This window comes from Burkholderia sp. NRF60-BP8, from assembly GCF_001522585.2.
GTDB lineage: Bacteria > Pseudomonadota > Gammaproteobacteria > Burkholderiales > Burkholderiaceae > Burkholderia.
Window position 1 is genome coordinate 2,560,429 of sequence record NZ_CP013372.1, and the last position, 19,540, is coordinate 2,579,968.

The window sequence follows — 19,540 nt, forward strand, 5'->3', positions numbered from 1 at the left end:
GCTGCCACCCCAACCGTTACTTGAAGGAGTCCGACATGATGCCATCCGCCCTTCCCGGTCAATCGGCCACGCCGGCCCGCGCGGCCGCCGCGCTGCGCGACGCGTTCATCAAGCTCAAGACCGAGCGCCAACTGCGCAACCGCGACGTCGCGCAGGCGCTCGGCGTCAGCGAAGCCGAGGCGCTCGCCGCGTTCGTCGGCGAGCACGTCGTGCGGCTCGACGCGCGCTTTCCGACGATGTTCGAGGAAATGCCGCGCCTCGGCCGCGTGATGGCGCTCACGCGCAACGACACGGCCGTCCACGAAAAAGACGGCGAGTACGCGCAGATGAGCCACGACGGCCCCGTCGGCCTCGCGCTCGGCGACATCGACCTGCGCATCTTCTATCGTCACTGGGTATCGGCGTTCGCGGTGCGCGACGAAACCGCGCACGGCCCGCTGAAGAGCCTGCAGTTCTTCGATGCGCAGGGTCATGCGATCCACAAGGTCTACCTGCGCGCGCACAGCGATCATGCCGCATACGACGCGTTCGTCGAACGCTGGCGCGCGCCGTCGCAGGAGCCGGGCCTCGAGGTCGCGCCCGCCGCGCCGAAAACGCCCGAGCGCGCGGACACCGAGATCGACGTCGCAGGCTTTCGCGCCGCGTGGGACGCGATGACCGACACGCATCAGTTCTTCGGCATCACGCAGCGCTTCGGCGTGAGCCGCATGCAGGCGCTGCGCCTCGCCGATCCGCACTACGCGTATCCGGTCGAAACCGCGCATGCGTTGCGCCACGTACTCGAACAGGCGGCGAAGAGCGGCCAGCCGATCATGGTGTTCGTCGGCAACGCGGGGATGATCCAGATCCATACGGGCCCCGTCGCGAACGTGCGCGAGGTCGGCGCGTGGATCAACGTGCTCGATCCGGGATTCAACCTGCACGTGCGCGAAGACCTGATCGCCGCGGCGTGGGTCGTGAAGAAGCCGACGAGCGACGGCATCGTCACGTCGCTCGAGCTGTTCGACCGACAGGGCGACCACGTCGCGCTGCTGTTCGGCGAGCGCAAGCCCGGCAAGGCCGAGCGCGACGACTGGCGCGCGCTCGTCGCGACGCTGCCGGCGGCCGCACGCGGAGCCGCGCGGTGAGCGCGCGGCCGTTCGATCCGCGCCGCCGGTCGCTGCTGGCCGGCGCAGCGGCCGGCGCGCTCGCGGCCGCGCTGCCCGGCGGCGTGCTCGCCCAGGCCGCGCCGGCCGCCCCGACGCGCGTGATCGTGATCGGCGGTGCGCTCGCGGAGACCGCGTTCGCGCTCGGCGGCGCCGAGACGCCGCGTTATCGGCTCGTCGGCGCCGACACGACCTGCACGTATCCCGACGCCGCGAAGCGCCTGCCGAAGGTCGGCTACCAGCGCGCGCTGTCGGCCGAAGGGCTGCTGTCGCTGCGGCCCGATCTCGTGCTGGCATCGGCGGAAGCCGGCCCGCCGACGGCGATCGCGCAAGTGAAAGGCGCCGGCGTCACGGTGACGACGTTCGACGAGCGCCACGACGTCGAATCGGTACGCGCAAAGATCGCCGGCGTCGCGCAAGCGCTCGACGTGCGCGACGCCGGCGCCGCGCTGCTGCGGCGTTTCGATCGCGACTGGCAGGCCGCGCGCGACGCGGTCGCCGCGCGCGTGCCCGGCGGCGCGCAGCCGCCACGCGTGCTGTTCGTGCTGAACCATACCGGCACCCAGGCGCTCGTCGCCGGCCAGCGCACCGCCGCCGACGCGATGATCCGCTACGCGGGCGCGCGCAACGCGATGCAGGGCTTCGATCACTACAAGCCGCTGACGACCGAGGCGCTCGCGGCGGCCGCACCCGACGTCGTGCTGATCTCCGACGAAGGGCTGGCGGCCGTCGGCGGTCACGCCGCGCTGCTCGCGACACCCGGCTTCGGCGCGACGCCGGCCGGCCGCGCGCGGCGCGTCGTGTCGCTCGACGCGCTGTTCCTGCTCGGCTTCGGCCCGCGCCTGCCGCTCGCCGTCACGACCCTGCATCGACGCCTGTCGGATGCGCTCGCCTGATTCCGGATCGACCCGATGCCCGCTCACGTTTCGTCCTTCAACGCGTCATCGTCCGCCTCGCGCACCGGCGCCGCGCGCGTCGGCACGTCACGCCGCTTCGCGCCGTTCGTCCTGGCCGCGCTCGCCGTTCTGGTGGGCGCGATGTCCGTCGTCGCGCTGTGCGTCGGCGCGTACCGCATTCCGCTGGCGCAAGCCTGGGCCGCACTGAGCGGCGACGCGGCTGCGCAACAGGCGCGCGCCGTGCTGTTCGACATCCGCGCGCCGCGCGTCGCGCTCGCGCTGCTGGTCGGCGGCGGCTTCGGCGCGACCGGCGCCGCGATGCAGGCGCTGTTCCGCAATCCGCTCGCCGATCCGGGGCTCGTCGGCGTGTCGAGCGGCGCCGCGCTCGGCGCGACCACGCTGATCGTGCTCGGCCCCGCACTCTTCGCCGCCCACGCGAGCGCGGCCGCGCTGCCGGTCGCCGCGTTCGCGGGCGGCCTCGCGGTCGCAGCGCTCGTCTACCGGCTGGCCGCATCGCGCGGCCGGCTTGCGCTACCGCTGCTGCTGCTCGCCGGCATCGCGATCAATGCGCTGGCCGGCGCGGCGATCGGGCTGCTCACGTTCGTCGCCGACGATGCACAGCTGCGTTCGCTGACCTTCTGGAGCCTCGGCAGCCTCGGCGGCGCGCAATGGTCGACGCTGGCGGCCGTCGCGCCGTGCGTCGCGATAGGCTGCATGCTGCTCGTGCGCGACCGCGACGCGCTGAACGCGCTGCAGCTCGGCGAAACCGAAGCGCTGCATCTCGGCGTGCCCGTGCAGCAACTGAAGCGGCGCGTGCTCGTCGCGGTCGCGCTCGCGGTCGGCGCGCTCGTGTCGTGTGCGGGCATCATCGGCTTCATCGGGCTCGTCGCGCCGCATTGCGTGCGCCTCGCGTGCGGCCCCGACCAGCGCATCGTGCTGCCCGGCGCCGCGTTGCTCGGCGCGTTGCTGACGCTCGCGGCCGATCTCGCCGCGCGCACCGTCGCCGCGCCCGCCGACATTCCGCTCGGCGTGCTGACCGCGCTGCTCGGCGCGCCGTTCTTCCTCGTGCTGCTGTGGAAGAACCGCGGCGCGCTCGGCGGGTGATCCCTTCTTCGAGACGACCATGCTGACCGCCCACCACCTCAACGTCGCCCGCCGGCACGGCACGATCCTGCGCGACCTGTCGCTGTCGATCGAACCCGGCCGCGTGACGGCGCTGCTCGGCCGCAACGGCGCGGGCAAGAGCACGCTGCTGAAAGCCTTCGCCGGCGAGCTGACCGGCAGCATCGCGCCGAACGGCGTGCGCGTGACGGGCGACGTCACGCTGAACGGCGAATCGCTCGCGCGCATCGACGCGCGGCGGCTCGCGTGCCTGCGCGCGGTGCTGCCGCAGGCCGCGCAGCCGGCCTTCCCGTTCAGCGTCGACGAAATCGTGCTGCTCGGCCGCTATCCGCATACGCGGCGCGGCGGTACGCGGCACGTGATCGCACACCGCGATCGCGACATCGCGTGGCGCGCGCTCGAACGCGCGGGCGCCGATGCGCTCGTCGGCCGCGACGTCACGACGCTGTCGGGCGGCGAACTCGCGCGCGTGCAGTTCGCACGCGTCCTCGCGCAGCTGTGGCCGGACCACGACGCGACGGAACCCGGCCCGCGCTACCTGCTGCTCGACGAGCCGACCGCCGCGCTCGATCTCCCGCACCAGCACCGCCTGCTCGATACCGTGCGCGCCGTCGCGCGCGAATGGCAGCTCGGCGTGCTCGCGATCGTCCACGATCCGAACCTCGCCGCGCGACATGCGGATGCGATCGCGATGCTCGTCGACGGCACGATCGTCGCGCATGGCGCACCGCGCGACGTGATGACGCCTGCCCATATCGCGCGGTGCTATGGCTTCGCGGTGAAGATGGTGGAAACCGGCGACGGGACGCCGCCGGTGATGGTGCCCGCGTAGCGCGGGCGCGTATCGCATGATCGTTGCGTCGCTCGATGCGGTTCGTTGCCCTCGTTGACGGCCGTCGCGAAGACCCGCCTTGCTCAATGCTCGACGTCCGCCGCGCCGAAGCTTCGCATCTTCCAGCCGAGCCGCACGGCGAGCATCCGCATCGAGAAGCCGGCCGCCAGCGCGACGAGCGTTGCGCATCCAGCGTCGATGCCGACATGCTGCATCCCGACATACAGCGCGCCCGTGACGAACGCGACGCTCGCATACAGTTCCTCGCGCAGGATCAGCGGCATCTCGTTGCACAGCAGGTCGCGCAGCATCCCACCACACACGCCGGTGATCGCGCCGGCCAGCACCACGATGATCGGCGCCGTGCCGGTCGACGCGCCGATGTCGCAGCCGATGATCGTGAACGCCGCGAGGCCGATCGCATCGACGGTGACGAACAGCGTCTTCATGCGCGCGACGTGCCGCGCCGCCCACGACGCGACGGTCGCCGCGACGAGCGTGATCACCAGGTATTCGGGATGCGCGATCCAGCCGAGCGGATAGTGGCCGAGCAGCACGTCGCGCACGGTGCCGCCGCCGAGCGCCGTCACCGCGCCGACGAGCGCGAGCCCGAAGCGGTCCATCCCGCGGCGCATGCCCATCAGCGCCCCCGACATCGCTTCCGCGACGATCGCAATCAGATAGAGCGTATGCATGGCGTGGGTCAGTCGTCGGTCCGGAACAGGTCGAGCACGCGTTCGCGCTCGGCCGCATCGACGGCGGCGGGCATCGGTGCGTCGCGCTTGCCGTGGTCGGCCGGCGCATCCGGTGCATCGACGGCCGCCGCGCCGCCGCATGCAAAGCGGCTGCGGATATACGCCGGCACGTCGGCCGTGCACGTGCCGCGCGTGTATTCGGCGTAGACGAAATCGCCGTCGACGAGCGCGACGTCCTGCGGCGGCGTCGCGGCGACCGGCGTGCGCCCGTCGACGGCCGTCTTCATGTAGTCGAGCCAGACCGGCAGCGCCAGCGTCGCGCCGGTCGCCCGCCCCATCGGGCGCGGCGTGTCGTAGCCGAGCCACGCGACCGCGACGATGCCCGACGAGTAGCCGGCGAACCATACGTCCTTCGATCCGTTCGACGTGCCCGTCTTGCCCGCCGTGTCGTCACGCCGCAGCGCGAGCGCGCCGCGCGCGGTACCGGCCCGCACGACGTCGCGCAGCATGCTGTCCATCACGAACGCATTGCGCGCCGATACGACCCGCTCGCCCGCCGGCACGGTCGCCTCGTACATCGCGCCGCCGTGGCGCTGCTTCACCGACAGGATCAGGCGCGGCTCCATCCGCGTTCCGCCGTTCGCGAACACGCCGTATGCGCTCGCGAGTTCGAGCGGCGTCACGGCGCCCGCGCCGAGCGCGAGCGGCAGCGACGCCGGATTGCGCTGCGCGTCGAAGCCGAAACGCACCGCGTGCTGCTGCACGTAGCGCGCGTCGGCCGCCTGCATCAGGCTGACCGCGACCAGGTTCTTCGAGCGCACGAGCCCGCGCCGCACCGGGATGAAGCCTTCGTAGCGATTGCCGAAATTACGCGGACGCCACGGCCGCGCGCCGGTTTCCGCGTGCGTGAGCGTGCGCTGCGTATCGTCGACGAGCACGCCGGGGAAGTAGCCCTTCTCCAGCGCCGCCGAATAGACGAACGGCTTGAAGCTCGACCCCGGCTGGCGATACGCCTGCAGCGCATGGTCGAACACGTTGCGGTCGAAATCCGCGCCGCCGACCAGCGCGAGCATGTCGCCGGTGGCCGCATCGAGCGACACGAGCGCGCCTTCGAGCCCGTTGCGCATGTCGCGCTTCGCGCGCGGCTGCCGGCTCAGCGTGCGCTGGAGCGCGGCTTCGGCCGCGCGCTGGTCGCGCATCGAGATCGTCGTCGTCACGTCGAGGCCCAGCGTGTACGCGTCGTCGTGAAACCGCTCGACCATCATGCGGCGCGCGCGCTCGGCGACGTACGGCGCCGCGACGATCCCCGGCGGCGGCGTGGTCGCCAGCACGATCGGCGCGTCGACGGCCGTGCGATACGCCGCATCGTCGAGCTGGCCGAGCGCATGCATCCGGCCGAGCACGTAGTTGCGCCGCGCGGTCGCGCGCGCCGGGTTGACGACCGGGTTGAACGCGGACGGCGCCTTCGGCAACCCGGCGAGCACGGCCGCCTCGCCCGCGCTCAGCGCGTCGAGCGGCTTGCCGAAGTACACGTGCGCGGCAGCCGCGAAGCCGTACGCGCGCTCGCCCAGATAGATCTCGTTCATGTACAGCTCGAGCAGCTTGTCCTTGCGGTATTCGCGTTCGAGCTTGGCCGCCATCAGAATCTCGGCGAGCTTGCGGCTCAGCACCTTGTCGCGCGTCAGGTAGAAGTTGCGCGCGACCTGCATCGTGATCGTGCTGCCGCCCTGCCCCGGCTGCCCGGTGACGACGTTCGCGAACGTCGCCCGCGCGAGGCCGCCGACATCGACCGGGCCGTGTTCGTAGAACTTCGCGTCCTCGGCCGCGAGCAGCGCATGCCGCATCAGCGGCGGGATGCGTTCGAGCGGCACGAACTCGCGCCGCTCGACGCCGTATTCGGCCAGCAGGTCGCCGTCGCGCGAGAAGATCCGCAGCGGCAGCGCGGGACGATAGACGGCCAGGTGTTCGACGGACGGCAACTGCGTCCAGATGCGGTCGATCGTCCAGGCGCCGATGCCGGCGCACGCGAGCGTCAGGCCGAGCAACGCGCCCGCGAGCGTGCGCCATACGCGGCGGCGGCGCGGCGGTGCGGAGGGCGGCGCGGGCGGCGGCAGGTTGGCGGTGGGGTCGGTCATGTCGGGCTCCTTCTTCAATGCCGCGACGGCCGGCGCGCGAGCGGCGCCGATCGGTCGCGAAAGGCGCGCATTGTCGAAGGGATGACGTGAAACCGGAACATTCTTTAGCGAAAGTTTGGCTGGCTAAATTTTATTTAGGAAAGGGCGGCGGGTCGGTTCGCGGCGCGCGTGCGGGCCTGCGGCACGCGGTCACGGCGGACCGCGCGGCGCGCGAGCCGGTTCGCCTGTACCATCGCGTGATGTTCGATCGATATCTCGACCTGTGGGGCCTCGTCCCCGACGGCGGCCCGATCCTGACCGCGAGCGGCGGCCTGTTGCCGGTCGTCTGGCGCGCGCGGCCCGCGATGCTGAAAGTCGCCACATGCGACGAAGAGCGCCGCGGCAATGCGCTGATGGCGTGGTGGAATGGGCAAGGCGCCGCGCAGGTGTGGCGGCACGACGGCGACGCGATCCTGCTCGAACGCGCGCAGCCGGCGCCATCGCTAGCCGCATTGTCGGCAGCAGGCCACGACGACGACACGATGCGCATCGCCTGCGACGTCGTGGCGCGGCTGCACGCACATCGTGCGCCGCAGGTGCCTGCGGTCGTGCCGCTGCATGACTGGTTCTACGCGCTGCTGTCGAGCGATGCGGACCACGATGCGCTGCGTTGTTCGGCGGCGGTCGCTCGCCAGTTGCTGGCGAGACCATCCGTCGACGAAGTCGTGCTGCACGGCGACATTCATCACGACAACATTCTTCATTTCGGCGATCGCGGCTGGCGCGCGATCGACCCGAAAGGGCTGCGCGGCGAGCGCACGTTCGACTACGCGAACCTGTTCTGCAATCCCGCTCACGACATCGCGGTCGATCCCGTGCGTTTCGAGCGGCGCATCGTGCTCGTGGCCGACGCCGCACGACTCGACCGGCGCCGGCTGCTGCAGTGGATACTCGCGTGGTCGGGGCTGTCGGCCGTGTGGTTGATCGAAGACGAGCTGCCGCCCGATACGCGGCTGCAGATCGCCGCGCTGGCTGCGGCCGCGCTCGACCGGTAGCCCCACACCGCGCGCATCGCCCATGAAAAAAGCCCACCGGCTCACACCGGCGGGCTTTCGTGTCCGACTTTGCGCGGCGCTTCAGCGCGCCGGGTTCAGCGTCAGGTTCATGTGACGGTTCACGTCCTTGTACAGCAGGTAACGGAACCGCCCAGGCCCGCCCGAATAGCATGCCTGCGGGCAGAACGCGCGCAGCCACATGAAGTCGCCGGCTTCCACCTCGACCCAGTCCTGGTTCAGGCGATAAACGGCCTTGCCTTCCAGCACGTACAGGCCGTGCTCCATCACGTGCGTTTCGGCGAACGGAATCACGCCGCCCGGCTCGAACGTCACGATGTTCACGTGCATGTCGTGACGCATGTCGCTCATGTCGACGAAGCGCGTCGTCACCCATGCGCCGTTGGTGCCCGGCATCGGGATCGGCTCGACGTCCTGCTCGTTCGTCACGAACGCTTCGGGCAGTGGAATGCCGTCGACGGCCTGGTAATGCTTGCGGATCCAGTGGAAACGCACCGCCGCATCGCTGACGTTGTGCAGCGTCCAGTCCGCGCCCGGCGGAATGAACGCGTAGCCGCCCGGCTTCAGCGTGTGCTGCCTGCCTTGCAGCGTCAGCTCGGCTTCGCCTTCGACGACGAACAGCACGGCTTCGGCGTTCTTGTCCTGCTCGGGCTTGTCGCTGCCGCCGCCCGGATTCACTTCGACGATGTACTGCGAGAAGGTTTCCGCGAAACCCGACAGCGGGCGGGCGATCACCCACAGGCGCGTGTGGGTCCAGAACGGCAGCCAGCTCGTGACGATGTCGCGCATCACACCCTTCGGGATCACCGCGTACGCCTCGGTGAACATCGCGCGATCGGTCAGCAGATCCGTTTGCGGCGGGTGGCCGCCGTGCGGCGCGTAATACGTTGTCTTAGACATATTGCATCCAGGCAATGGGTTGGTCCGGCCCCGGGCGCAAACGGCGTCGGGCGGTCCGCATGCGCGTGGGGCACGCAAGCGACGGCGGGACATCGTTGCCGGGGTGGCTTGAAAGCGCATGCGCCTTCGATCGGTCGGCCAGGCTTCGCGTCGGGTCCGTCCGGTTCGGCGGACGCGGCGGCCCGAGTCGTCGGGCCGGCGCCGGGCCGCCGCGCTCGCGATCATGCGGCGAGGCGCGGACGACGGCACGGTTCGGTGCCGTACGCGAGCATCGCCGACGATAGCGAAGTCGATCCCGATCGACCAATTAAATGTTGCGATGACATCCATTCGATTTGCCACTACCCGCCGGCGCCCGTGATGCGCGGTCGGGAGGCGTCGAGGGACGGGCCGACTATCGGGGAAATCCTGACGGTCGCGACGTTCGCGGAATGCGTCGATACACGGCAATGCGGCGCGCAAGCGACGGTCTCGGTGCATTTCGTGACGCGGATCGAAGTCGGTTGCTACGTGCGGGGCAGCGGATCGCTGCGACAGGATCGCGGGAGACGATCAGGTCAAGTCAGGTTGGAACGAGTCGACGTGTCGAAGGAAAAACAGATGTCGTTCGGCCGATCCTGTGCGGATGCGTTCGGACGCGGCAGACGATGTCGTCGAGAAACGGGCAAAACGGCGGGAGGAGAATGGCCGGCCCGTCGATCGGGCACACGGCAGCGGCTGATGCAGCCGGAGGAGAATCGCCGGTCCGGCCGGCGAAGCGGCCCGGCAGGACGCCGGGCTGAAGTTCGCGTCGGGATGCCGACGCCGTCGGCGCGCCGGTGCGCGGCTCGCGCACCGTGCCGCGCCAGCGGCGATCAGTCCCAGTCGCGGTGGTGACGATGCTTGCGGTGACGGTAGCCGCGGTCGCCGTGATCGCGATCGTACGAACTGCGCGACATGTTGCCGCCGAGTGCCGCGCCGGCGCCGCCGCCGACTGCCGCGCCCAGCAGGCCGCCCGTACGGCCGCCCATCGCGTTGCCTGCGGCGGTACCTGCGCCGCCGCCAAGGGCGCCACCGATGATCGCGCCGGTGCGCTCGCGACGGTTCGACGTCACCGCGCCGCCGGCGCCGCCGCCGATCGCGCCGCCGATGACGGAGCCGGTGCTGCCGCCGACCGCGCCGCCGACCGCTGCGCCGGCAACCCCGCCGAGCGCGCCGCCGAGCGCGTTGTTCAAGTCACCGGCCACTGCCGGCAGTGCGGTCGCGCCGGTCAGCACGGCGACGACGAGAGCGGGGGCGATTTTCTTCCACATTCCCGTATTCTTCCTTGTTCGCAATTCTGGTTATCGAGGTCCGCTCGGTACGACGATCTGAATCGATCGACGTCGGGCCAGGCATTGTGCCGAACCGCGGACCAATTCATTTCAATGAGCTTGCGGCGAAGAATAGCACCGGTCCCGCATTCCTGCCGTAGACATTCTGGTAACAAGTTGTTTACGAATCGCGCATACCGCACGCGTACCGGAAATCGCTCGAAATCCTTGCTGGTATTGACTTGTGCGAGGGTCCGGCCCCGCTCAGGGATAGACCGCTCATGCACGCGAACGCACGTTCGAGACACACGTGGCAACACATCTGCACATGCGGTAAGCGGCCTCCGAACGACGGGCCGCGAAAAGATGGCGGGGTCAGTACACGCCGGGCAGCAAGCGCCACGTCCGCGCGCAGTACGCGTCGTATTCGGCGCCGAATTGCGAACGCAGCAATGCCTCCTCCGAGCGGATCCGCGCAACGAGCGGCACCAGCATCAGCACGACCAGCAGCACGCCGACACCCGAACGGAACACCAGCGCCCAGCCGAGCGAATTGACGAGCAGACCGAGATAGCTCGGATTGCGGATGCGGCTGTAGATGCCGCCCGTCACGAGCGTATGGCCCGGCTGGATCGCGACGAGCCCGCTGAAGCGCTTGCCGAGCACGAACACGGGCCAGATGCGCAGCACGCCGCCCGCGATGTACAGCACGACGCCGATCCAGCGCACGGTGTCGCCGCCGAAGGTCCAGACGTCGAGCCGGTCGGTCAGCGCGGGCAAGTACGCAAGCAGGAAGCCGCTCGCCGCGAACGCCGCGAGCACCCAGCGATTGTCGCGGTTCTCGCGCTCGCCGCTGCTCAGGTTGCCTTCGGTGAACAGTGCGGCGACGGCCATCGCGAGCGTCGCGACGACGACGACAATCAACGACGGATGCGAGAAGAACGCGGCGAACCCGCCGCTGCCGAGGACGGCGAGCCCGAGATAGACGAGCGTGGAGACGCTCGACAGGACGACGACCTTGGGAGTAACGGTCATGATGACGGCCTCGCGGGGGCGTGCTTTCCCGTGAAGTATAGGAATTGCACACACCCGGTGCCGTGCGCCGCCTTCATGCGGCGCGCGCGTTCGCGCGCATCGTCGAGCCGCGGGCGGCCGACCGGGCCGATATGGCCGAGGCGGGCGCCCTACAGCGGATCAGCGGATGCGGAAGTGGCCGCCGATTCCGACGCTGACGGGCGGCGCGTAGTACGCGGGCGCATAGCCGTAGCCGTAACCGTAGTAAGCCGGCGCGGGCGCGTAACCGTACGGCGGCGCGACGTAGCAGCCGGACAGGCCGGCGATCAAGGCAAGCGTGATGAGAAGTCTGGACATGACTCGGTTCCCCGCGCAAAAAACGAACGGCACCGCGCGAAGGCCGTGCCGCCGCGACGGGCGGCGGCCGGCACGAAGGGGCGATCCGCCCTTCCTGTCGCTCGATGAAACAATGCGCGGAGTCTAGCGCCGGGCCTGGCCGGCCGAGTTTCCCGGGCGGTTACACGTGTTACCTGGTGTGACCGCTGAAACACGCTCGGGCGGCACGGCGGTCGGTGGACGGCGGCTGCACCGAGTACGTCGGGCCGTTACACGAAGCGGGCGCGAATGCGCTGCGCGAGCGCTTCGAGCGTCGCTGCGTCGGCGACGTCGCGCGCATGCATCCGCAGCTCCGCGCCTTCCCAGCGCGGAATCACGTGGAAATGCACGTGCGGGACCGTCTGGCCGGCTGCCGCGCCGTTGAACTGGCCGATGAACACGCCGTCCGGATCGAGCGCCGCGCGCACCGCCGCCGCGACGCGCTGCGTCATGCGGATGCCGGCCGCGGCCGCATCGCCGGACAGCTCGAAGATCTGCGCGGCCGGCTCCTTCGGGATCACGAGCACGTGACCGTCGGCCTGCGGCATCAGGTCCATGATCGCGAGCGTCGCGTCGTCTTCGGCGACCTTCACGCACGGCAGTTCGCCGCGCAGGATCCTGGCGAACGGGTTGTTGTTGTCGTAGGACATGGCGTTTTCCGATCTCGGTTGGACAGTGGGACTGAGAGAGCAATGCGGACGATTATCGGCCGATGGCCGGCCCGATATCAACTCGCCCCGACGCGCGACGCCGGCCGACCTGTCGGGTACGCGGCAGCGCGAATGCATGCGGCCGTCATCGCGCGTCACGCGGCTGCGATTGCAACGCCTCGCCCGAACCTGCGACACTGCCGCATCGTTGCCGGCCGGCACGCCACCGAGGATGCTCGCGCATGACGATCCCCCTCAAGAAAGTGATTCTGCGCGCTGTCGCGTTCATGCTCGTTGCCGCGCTCGGCTACACGGGCTACATGCTGTCCCGGCTTGCGCCGATCGCGACCGGCTATGCGGCCAAGGCGCTGTGCTCGGGCGTATTCGTGTCGGGCCGCCCGGCCGCGTCCGTGATCGACGTCGACATCATGGCCGGCGTCCATCCGCTGCTGAAACTGGTGCGCCCGTCGATCGACCCCGACCGTCATCGCGCGGTGGCGACCTTCGCCGGCTTCGCCGAACGCGAAGCCGACTTCCGGCCGGGACTCGGCTGCACGCTCGCGCTCGTGCCCGCGACCGGTGCGGCGGCGGCCACCTTGCCCGTCGCGTTGCCGCCCCTCCCCGATCCGCCACCCGAGCCGCCCGAGCCGGCCACGCCGGCCACGCCGCCCGCCGGCATCGACGCCCACAAGCTGCAAACCGCGCTCGACCGCGCATTCGACGAACCCGATCCGGCGCGGCCGCGGCGCACGCGCGCGGTGGTCGTGCTGTGGCGCGGCCAGGCGATCGCCGAACGCTATGCGCCCGGCTTCACGGCCGACACGCCGCTGCCCGGCTGGTCGATGACGAAGACCGTGACGGCCGCGCTGGTCGGCACGCTGGTCGCGCGGCACAAGCTGTCGCCGGACGCGTCGGCGCTGCTGCCCGAATGGCGCGGCAGCGGCGATCCGCGCGCGGCCATCACGCTCGACGAGCTGCTGCGGATGACGAGCGGCCTGCAGTTCAACGAGGACTACGACGACCCGCTGTCCGATGTCGCGGTGATGCTGTTCACGCAGCCCGATACCGCGCGGTTCGCATCGGCGAAGCCGCTTGTCGCGACGCCCGGCGCGCAGTGGTCCTACTCGAGCGGCACGAGCGCGATCGTCGCGCGCGTGATGCGCGAAGCACTGGGCGGCAGCGACGCCGACTACCTCGCGTTTCCGCGCCGTGCGCTGTTCGCGCCGCTCGGGATGCACAGCGCGGTATTCGAGCCCGACGCGTCGGGCACGCTCGTCAGCGCGTCGTACATGTATGCGAGCGCACGCGACTGGGCGCGCTTCGGGCAATTTCTGCTGCAGGACGGCGTGTGGAACGGGCAGCGACTGCTGCCGGAAGGCTGGGTGCGCTACCTGACGCGCGCGACGCCGCAGTCGTCGCGACAGGAATTCGGCGCGCAGCTGTGGGTCAAGGTGCCGGAGCCGTTCAACGATCGCGATCCGCACGCGCGGGCGATGCCGGCCGACGCGTTTCATGCGGTCGGCCATGAAGGCCAGTTCGTGAGCGTGGTACCGAGCCGTCAGTTGGTGGTCGTACGGCTCGGGCTGTCGCGGCCGGAAGCCGCGTGGAATCACGAGGCGTTTCTCGCGCGCGTGCTCGACGCGGTGCCGGCGCCCGGGGCGTGACGGCTGGCCGTTGCCCGCCGGACGCGAGAAAGCGGCGGCAGTGACGCCGCCGCTTCACGCGCTATCTGCGCTGCATTACGGATTCGCGCTGCCCGCGTACTGCTTGAAACCCTCGCGCGTCGCGAGGCGTTCGATATAGCGCGACACCGCAGGCAATTCCGGATGTTCGAACGGCGTGCCGAACCAGCGATTCACCGACAGGCCGATCGGAATGTCCGCGAGCGTGAAGGTATTGCCCGCCACGTACGCGCCGGTCTTTTCGAGCTGCGCATTCAGCACCTGCATGTGCTTCGTCCAGCCCGCGATCGACTGCGCGATGCCGTCCGGATCCTGATGGTCGGGCGATTTGCGCACGAGGCCGAGGAATGCGCCGACCCACGAGCGGTTCAGATCCGAGCCCTGCCAGTCGATCCACTGGTCGACCCGCGCACGCGCCTGCGGCTCGGCCGGATACAGCGCATCGCCGCCGTAGCGGTTCGCGAGATAGCGGATGATCGTGTTCGATTCCCAGAGCACGAAATCGTCATCCTTGATGACGGGTACGAGCGCGTTCGGATTCAGCGCGAGATAGGCCGGATCGTGGGTCGTGCGGAAGCCCGCGCCCCAGTCTTCCTGTTCGAACGGCAGGTTCAGTTCGGTGCACAGCCACAGCACCTTGCGGACGTTGATGGACGGAATCTTGCCGAGGACGTGCAGCATGCAGTCTCCTTGTGAGGTCGGATGCGGCGCATTCGGCGCGCACGACACGCACCGAACGCGTTCATGCGGAATTTATACACGACCTCGCGGGAAACGGCAGGCCGCGGGCGCGAAATCGGCGTGCGGCCGATTCGTCAGGTCGCGCAGCGCGTGCTCGGCCGTCGGGAAACGGAACATGAATCCGTCCTGATGCAGCCGTGCCGGCACCACGCGCTGCCCGTCCAGCAGCAGCTCGGCCATCTCGCCCATCGCGGCGCGCAACGGCGCGGCCGGCACGTGCAGGAATGCCGGGCGGCGCAGTACCTTCGTCACGATCCGCACGAACGCGCGCTGGGTCAGCGGCGCCGGTGCGACCGCGTTGTAGACGCCGCGCATGCCCGCGTTGGACATCGCTCGCGCGACGATCCGCAACACGTCGTCGCGGTGAATCCAGCTCATCACCTGCGCGCCGTCGCCGAATCGGCCGCCCAGCCCGAAGTAATGCGGCATCAGCATCGGGCGCAACGCGCCGCCCGGGCCGAACACGATGCCCAGCCGCAGCACCACCGCGCGCACGCGGTGGCGCTCGAGCGGTTGCACGGACTGCTCCCACTGCCGGCACAGCTCGGACATGAAGCCGGTGCCGGTGCTGCTGCCTTCGTCGAGCCGTTCGCCGCCCGGCCGCACGCCGTAGTAGCCGATCGCCGACGCCTGGATCCACGTACGCGGCTTGACCTCGGCGGTTTCCACCCAGCGCATCAGCGCCTGCGTGACGCCGACGCGGCTGGCGAGCAGCACTGCCCGCCGGCGCTTGCTCCAGCGTGCGCCCAGCACCGGCGCACCGGCGAGATTGACGACCGTGTCGAAGCGCTCGTGCGGCTGCAACTGGTCGACGGACGTCACGCTGCGCACGCGGCCGTGAAACAGGTAAGCCGCGCGCAACGGATCGTGCGCCAGCAACGTGACCGTATGCCCTGCTTCGAGCAACCGGTTGACGAGCGTTTCGCCGATGAAGCCGGTCCCGCCGGTGACGAGCACGTTGCCCGGCCGCTGCCCCGCGAACGGGTTGGCGGCCGGCGCGCGTGGCGCGATACGGCACGCGGCGATCCCGTCGCGCACGCCCGACACCGTCACGCCGACGGCGAACAGGCCGAGCAGCCAGCCGCGCCAGCCGAGGTCGATCGCGTGCAGCGCGGTGGGCGCGTGCGCCCACACGGCGAGCTGCATCGCGATCATGCCGAACAGCGCGCCGCCGTTGACGGCCAGCAGCGTATGCAGCACGCGCTCGGTCGCCGGCAGCTTGCGGCTCTGGTCCTCGACGACGAAATCCCACAGCGTCAGCACCACTTCGACGAGCACGACCGCCGCGAGCACCGCGACCCACGCGCCGTGAAACGCGACGTTCGCGATCGACGCGAACACGAGGCCGTACAGCACTGACCGCACCGCGTGAATCGCCAGTTCGAGCCGCGCGCGCGGGCTGTGCGGCAGATCCTGCGTGAGTTCGTGGTGGTAAAGCGTATCGAATGCGCCCATCACGCCCTGCACGATCAGCAAGTCGAGCGCCCAGTCGAAAGCAGGCAGCATGTTCATGCGGTATCCCTCCTCCACAACCAGACCAGCGGCGGCACCATCGCGACGAGTGCGGCCACGTCGATCGCCACGTGCCCCCACACCTGCGCCTGCCACGACAACAGCATGTCCTGCGGCGCCCAGATCAACAGGCCGGCCAGCAGCCAGCCCCACACTTCCCGCTTCCGCAACCGGTTGCCGAGATGGACGAGCGCGAGCATCCAGACTGCGGCGCACTGCACCGTCGCGCCAAGCAGCGACATCCACCAGATTTGCTGGGCGCGCGCGGCGTCGGGCGCCGCGGTCGACCGGAAATGCCACTCGATGCCCCGGTGATACGCGTCGAGCCACGATGCGCCGGCAATCCACGGAATGGCCGCGCCAACGAGCAGGTGCGCGATCGCGGCTGCGTACATCCAGCGCACGACGGTGCGGCGCGGGATGTCGCGCGGCGGGCGATTCGCTGCCGTGCTTTCGGCGTTCCGGCCGAGGCTGCACGCGCCGCCTTCACGGCAGGCTTCCGCGCGATACCCGAGCCAGTGCGATACCGCATACCGGTTGCGGGCCAGGCGGCGATACAGCGGCGCGAACACGGCACGCATCGCCGGCACGCGAAGCAGCGAGGCGAACCAGCGACGCCCAACCAGCGCATGGGCGGCCGCGATCCCGTCGATGCCGGTCAGCATGCGTCCGTCGGGCAGGCGCGCATGCAGTTCGCGATTCAGCGCGGGCAGGTCGACGCCCAGCGGCCCCGGATCGAAACCCGGCTCGGCGATGTCGACGAACGCCAGCCGATGTCGCGCGTCGCGCTCGCCAAGACGCCGGATTTCCGCGACGCATAACGGGCATCGCCCGTCGAAGTAGAGAACCAATTCACTTGCATCCATGCTTTGCACTCCTTCTTGTTATCGCTGGCATCAGGAACCGGTCGATCGACTGCTTTCCCGCGCACGCCGCCGCTCCCGCGCGACGGCGACCGGCTCACATCGGCTTGACGACCATCAGGAAGTAAATGGTCAGCATCGCGAAGAACGCCGGATAACCGAGCCGTTCCCAGCGCTTCGCATAGCGCCAGTAGCGCTCGGGCAACGCGGCGTCGCCGTTCGCGTGCGCGAGCTTCGCCATCGATGCAAGTTCGATCTGCAGCCACACGACCGGCAACCAGCACGCGCCGGCGAGCGCATACAGCACGATCGACGCGAGCAGCCACGGCGTATGCCACGGCCAGCCGGCCGTGTGCGCGAGCCACAGCCCGGACGCCGGCTGGAAGATCACGGCCGGTGTCGTGAACCACCAGTCCGCGCGCACCACGAGCCGCGATATGGCCGCGATCGCGGGCACCGACCGCGTGCGGTTCGCGAAGAACAGATAGAACGCGGTGCCGAAACCCGTGCCGACCAGCAGCACCGAAGACAGGATATGAAGCGCCTTGACGACGAGATAGGTATTCATGCGTGTTCTTCTTCTGAATAGAGGATCAACAGGATGGCGAGAATCGGCACGTTCTTGAGCACGGGGCCGAACGGTTCGGCCAGCAGGCCTGGCATCGTGACCGCGATGACCGCCGAGTACGCGACGATCAGCGCGGCTTGCGCGGCCCACAGGCGCCGCGACGGCGCGACGACGGTCGCGATGCCGAACGCGAAATCCAGCGCGCTGGCCGCGTAAAGCGCGATCAACGCGGGCAGGCCCGTCAGGTGCGCAAGCGCCAGCAGCGCGAGGCTCGCGTGCAGCGGATGGATGAAGGCGCTCGCGATCGCCGTCCAGATCCATACGATCGCGAGCGCGCCCAACAGCAACGGGCGCCGCCACATCGCGAGCGCGTCGCGGCGCAATGCGCCAGCGTCCGCGCCGATGAAGCTGCCGAGGCCGCGCGGCGGCCGGCCCAGCACGGCGGTGGCGGCCGCCGGATCGCCGGTGTTGCCGCCGCGCAGCATCGTCCACGTATCGCGCGTCAGCATCGCCCCCGGCAGCGTGCCCAACAGGGCGGCCGCCGCGCCGACCAGCGGACCCGGCAGCGTCACGCGGGCCGCCGGCGGAAACCCGAGCGCGGCGCGGTAGCAGGCCAGCATCTCGCGGTATTCGACCTCGTCGCCGCCGACCACGTCGATCACGCGGCTGCCCGCCGCCCGCGAATCGCCCGTGTGCTCGACGAGCCGCACCACGACTTCGGCGAGATCGTCGACGTGCACCGGGCGCAGCCGCTGACGGCCGCCCTCTGGCAGTCCATGCACGGGCAGGCTCGCGAGCATCCGGAACAACCGCGCGGACGCGCCGGCCGCCCCGTAGACGAGCGCGGGGCGCACGATGCGGAAGTCGATCGGCAGCGTCTGCAGGAAGCGGTCGGCCGCGTGCTTGCTCGCGAAGTACCGCGTGTCGCCGCGCTCGACGCCGAGCGCCGAGATCTGGATCACACGCCCCACGCCGGCAAGGCAGCATGCGGTAAAGAGCGCGCACGGCGCGGCGCGATGCACGGCGTCGAGCGTCGCGCCGCGTCGATCGGCCAGCATGCCGACCGCGTTGATCACCACGTCGACGCCCTTCAGCCGCGCGCGCCACGCTCGAGGATCGACGTCCCGCGCGAAGTCGATCGCGACGTCGTGCGGGCCGGCCGCGCGGCGCACGCCGCGCAGCACGCGATGCCCGCCGCCTTCGAGCCGCGCGCACAGCGCCTGCCCGATGAAACCGTTCGCGCCGCACACGAGCACGGTCATGCCGCGTGCGCCGGTGCGATCGGGCGAACAGGTCGATGGCAACGCTGCGTTCATGCTCATCCTCTATTTACAGTTATTTCTGTACAGACAGAAATAAAAACCCCGAAAAAAGCGGGCTGCGTGCCCGCTCTGCCGTGACCGCTTACTTCGACGGCTTGCGCCTGACCGTCTGGCTGATCTTCGCGCCGATGCCGAGCGCCTTCATCAGCGTATCGGGCTTGAGCCGCAGCATTTCGTCGGACCAGGTCGTGAGCGTCTCGACGAACTGCAGCGTGTCGCGAATGCGCTGTTCGGTCTCGCGGCTCTCGTTCGCGATGTCCGGATTCGTCAGGCACTCGCGCAGCACCGTGAGCGTCGGCTCGATCTCGCGTTGCCGCCGCCCTTCGACGATCAGCTTGAACAACTCCCAGATGTCGGTCGACGTCTCGAAGTGGTCGCGGCGATCGCCCAGCACGTGCACGACCTTCGCGAGCCGCCACGCCTGCAGCTCCTTCAGGCTCGTGCTGACGTTGGAGCGTGCGACGTTGAGCGTCTCGGCGATCTCGTCGGCCGCAACCGGCCGTCCGGCCAGGTAGAGCAGCGCGTGAATCTGCGAGACAGTACGGTTGACGCCCCACCGCGAGCCCATTTCGCCCCAGTGAAGAATGAATCGTTCGGCAATCGGTGTGAGTTCCATGGTGGGGAATTTAGATATTTCAGTTATTTCTGTCAAGAGAGAAATAACCGGGCGATCCGACGCCTTCCGGCCGCGCCCGCCCGCGATCGGCCGCTTCCTTTACAATGCGCGGGATTTTTCCGATTTCA

Annotated in this window: 19 protein-coding genes; 6 read left to right on the forward strand and 13 right to left on the reverse strand. The window is 69.8% G+C overall.

Going from position 1 to position 19,540, the window contains the following annotated elements:
• Window positions 1-35 precede the first annotated feature (35 nt).
• The 4 genes from WS54_RS11835 to WS54_RS11850 are packed head-to-tail and all read left to right on the forward strand — an operon-like array spanning window position 36 to window position 3,995.
• Entirely contained in the window at window positions 36-1,127 is a 1,092-nt protein-coding gene (locus WS54_RS11835; protein ID WP_034206013.1) for a hemin-degrading factor, read from the forward strand.
• The gene (locus tag WS54_RS11840; protein ID WP_059780075.1) at window positions 1,124-2,041 is read left to right on the forward strand and encodes a heme/hemin ABC transporter substrate-binding protein; all 918 of its coding nucleotides are present in this window, start codon (window positions 1,124-1,126) and stop codon (window positions 2,039-2,041) included. The genes WS54_RS11835 and WS54_RS11840 overlap by 4 nt, the downstream gene beginning before the upstream one ends.
• Before the next feature lie 15 nt (window positions 2,042-2,056).
• Window positions 2,057-3,145, forward strand: coding sequence for a FecCD family ABC transporter permease (locus tag WS54_RS11845; RefSeq protein WP_059780076.1), 1,089 nt, complete (start codon window positions 2,057-2,059; stop codon window positions 3,143-3,145).
• Between the two features lie 19 nt (window positions 3,146-3,164).
• A complete protein-coding gene (locus WS54_RS11850) occupies window positions 3,165-3,995 on the forward strand; it encodes a heme ABC transporter ATP-binding protein (protein WP_059780077.1) in 831 nt (276 codons plus the stop codon).
• 83 nt (window positions 3,996-4,078) lie between these two features.
• Here the strand turns inward: WS54_RS11850 and WS54_RS11855 are convergent, their stop codons facing one another.
• Together WS54_RS11855 and WS54_RS11860 are read right to left on the reverse strand one after the other, a co-directional pair.
• Window positions 4,079-4,690 carry a trimeric intracellular cation channel family protein gene (locus WS54_RS11855; protein ID WP_034206008.1) on the reverse strand — a complete coding sequence of 204 codons (612 nt, stop codon included), beginning with the start codon at window positions 4,688-4,690 and terminating at the stop codon, window positions 4,079-4,081.
• An 8-nt stretch (window positions 4,691-4,698) separates the two neighbouring features.
• Window positions 4,699-6,825, reverse strand: coding sequence for a penicillin-binding protein 1A (locus WS54_RS11860; protein ID WP_059780078.1), 2,127 nt, complete (start codon window positions 6,823-6,825; stop codon window positions 4,699-4,701).
• 239 nt (window positions 6,826-7,064) lie between these two features.
• Between WS54_RS11860 and WS54_RS11865 the strand changes: the two genes are divergently transcribed.
• Window positions 7,065-7,859 (forward strand): aminoglycoside phosphotransferase family protein, encoded by a 795-nt coding sequence (locus WS54_RS11865; protein ID WP_059780079.1) that lies wholly within the window; start codon window positions 7,065-7,067, stop codon window positions 7,857-7,859.
• An 81-nt stretch (window positions 7,860-7,940) separates the two neighbouring features.
• Here WS54_RS11865 and WS54_RS11870 read toward each other — a convergent pair whose 3' ends face one another.
• The 5 genes from WS54_RS11870 to WS54_RS11885 form a co-directional block, all read right to left on the reverse strand.
• Window positions 7,941-8,777: a bifunctional allantoicase/(S)-ureidoglycine aminohydrolase gene (locus WS54_RS11870; RefSeq protein ID WP_059780080.1), complete on the reverse strand. Its 837-nt coding sequence runs from the start codon at window positions 8,775-8,777 to the stop codon at window positions 7,941-7,943.
• A gap of 854 nt (window positions 8,778-9,631) precedes the next feature.
• Complete coding sequence (locus WS54_RS11875; protein ID WP_027781621.1) at window positions 9,632-10,069, reverse strand: hypothetical protein; 438 nt, start codon at window positions 10,067-10,069, stop codon at window positions 9,632-9,634.
• A gap of 375 nt (window positions 10,070-10,444) precedes the next feature.
• On the reverse strand, window positions 10,445-11,104 hold the full coding sequence (locus WS54_RS11880; RefSeq protein ID WP_059780081.1) for a methyltransferase family protein: 660 nt from the start codon (window positions 11,102-11,104) through the stop codon (window positions 10,445-10,447).
• 159 nt (window positions 11,105-11,263) lie between these two features.
• Window positions 11,264-11,440 (reverse strand): hypothetical protein, encoded by a 177-nt coding sequence (locus WS54_RS33975; RefSeq protein WP_179949012.1) that lies wholly within the window; start codon window positions 11,438-11,440, stop codon window positions 11,264-11,266.
• A gap of 248 nt (window positions 11,441-11,688) precedes the next feature.
• Window positions 11,689-12,108, reverse strand: coding sequence for an HIT family protein (locus WS54_RS11885; protein ID WP_034206003.1), 420 nt, complete (start codon window positions 12,106-12,108; stop codon window positions 11,689-11,691).
• Window positions 12,109-12,350: 242 nt separating this feature from the next.
• On the opposite strand from WS54_RS11885, the gene WS54_RS11890 reads away from it, so the two are divergent.
• Entirely contained in the window at window positions 12,351-13,772 is a 1,422-nt protein-coding gene (locus WS54_RS11890; protein WP_059780082.1) for a serine hydrolase domain-containing protein, read from the forward strand.
• A 75-nt stretch (window positions 13,773-13,847) separates the two neighbouring features.
• Here the strand turns inward: WS54_RS11890 and WS54_RS11895 are convergent, their stop codons facing one another.
• The 6 genes from WS54_RS11895 to WS54_RS11920 form a co-directional block, all read right to left on the reverse strand.
• Window positions 13,848-14,471, reverse strand: coding sequence for a glutathione S-transferase family protein (locus WS54_RS11895; protein WP_034206001.1), 624 nt, complete (start codon window positions 14,469-14,471; stop codon window positions 13,848-13,850).
• 72 nt (window positions 14,472-14,543) lie between these two features.
• Window positions 14,544-16,043 (reverse strand): TIGR01777 family oxidoreductase, encoded by a 1,500-nt coding sequence (locus tag WS54_RS11900; RefSeq protein ID WP_059780083.1) that lies wholly within the window; start codon window positions 16,041-16,043, stop codon window positions 14,544-14,546.
• On the reverse strand, window positions 16,040-16,909 hold the full coding sequence (locus tag WS54_RS11905) for a thiol-disulfide oxidoreductase DCC family protein (protein ID WP_059780084.1): 870 nt from the start codon (window positions 16,907-16,909) through the stop codon (window positions 16,040-16,042). The genes WS54_RS11900 and WS54_RS11905 overlap by 4 nt, the downstream gene beginning before the upstream one ends.
• 94 nt (window positions 16,910-17,003) lie before the next feature.
• Window positions 17,004-17,474 carry a DUF2269 family protein gene (locus WS54_RS11910; protein ID WP_059780085.1) on the reverse strand — a complete coding sequence of 157 codons (471 nt, stop codon included), beginning with the start codon at window positions 17,472-17,474 and terminating at the stop codon, window positions 17,004-17,006.
• Complete coding sequence (locus WS54_RS11915; protein WP_059780216.1) at window positions 17,471-18,790, reverse strand: SDR family oxidoreductase; 1,320 nt, start codon at window positions 18,788-18,790, stop codon at window positions 17,471-17,473. The genes WS54_RS11910 and WS54_RS11915 overlap by 4 nt, the downstream gene beginning before the upstream one ends.
• Before the next feature lie 88 nt (window positions 18,791-18,878).
• A complete protein-coding gene (locus WS54_RS11920) occupies window positions 18,879-19,412 on the reverse strand; it encodes a GbsR/MarR family transcriptional regulator (RefSeq protein ID WP_034205998.1) in 534 nt (177 codons plus the stop codon).
• Window positions 19,413-19,540 lie beyond the last annotated feature (128 nt).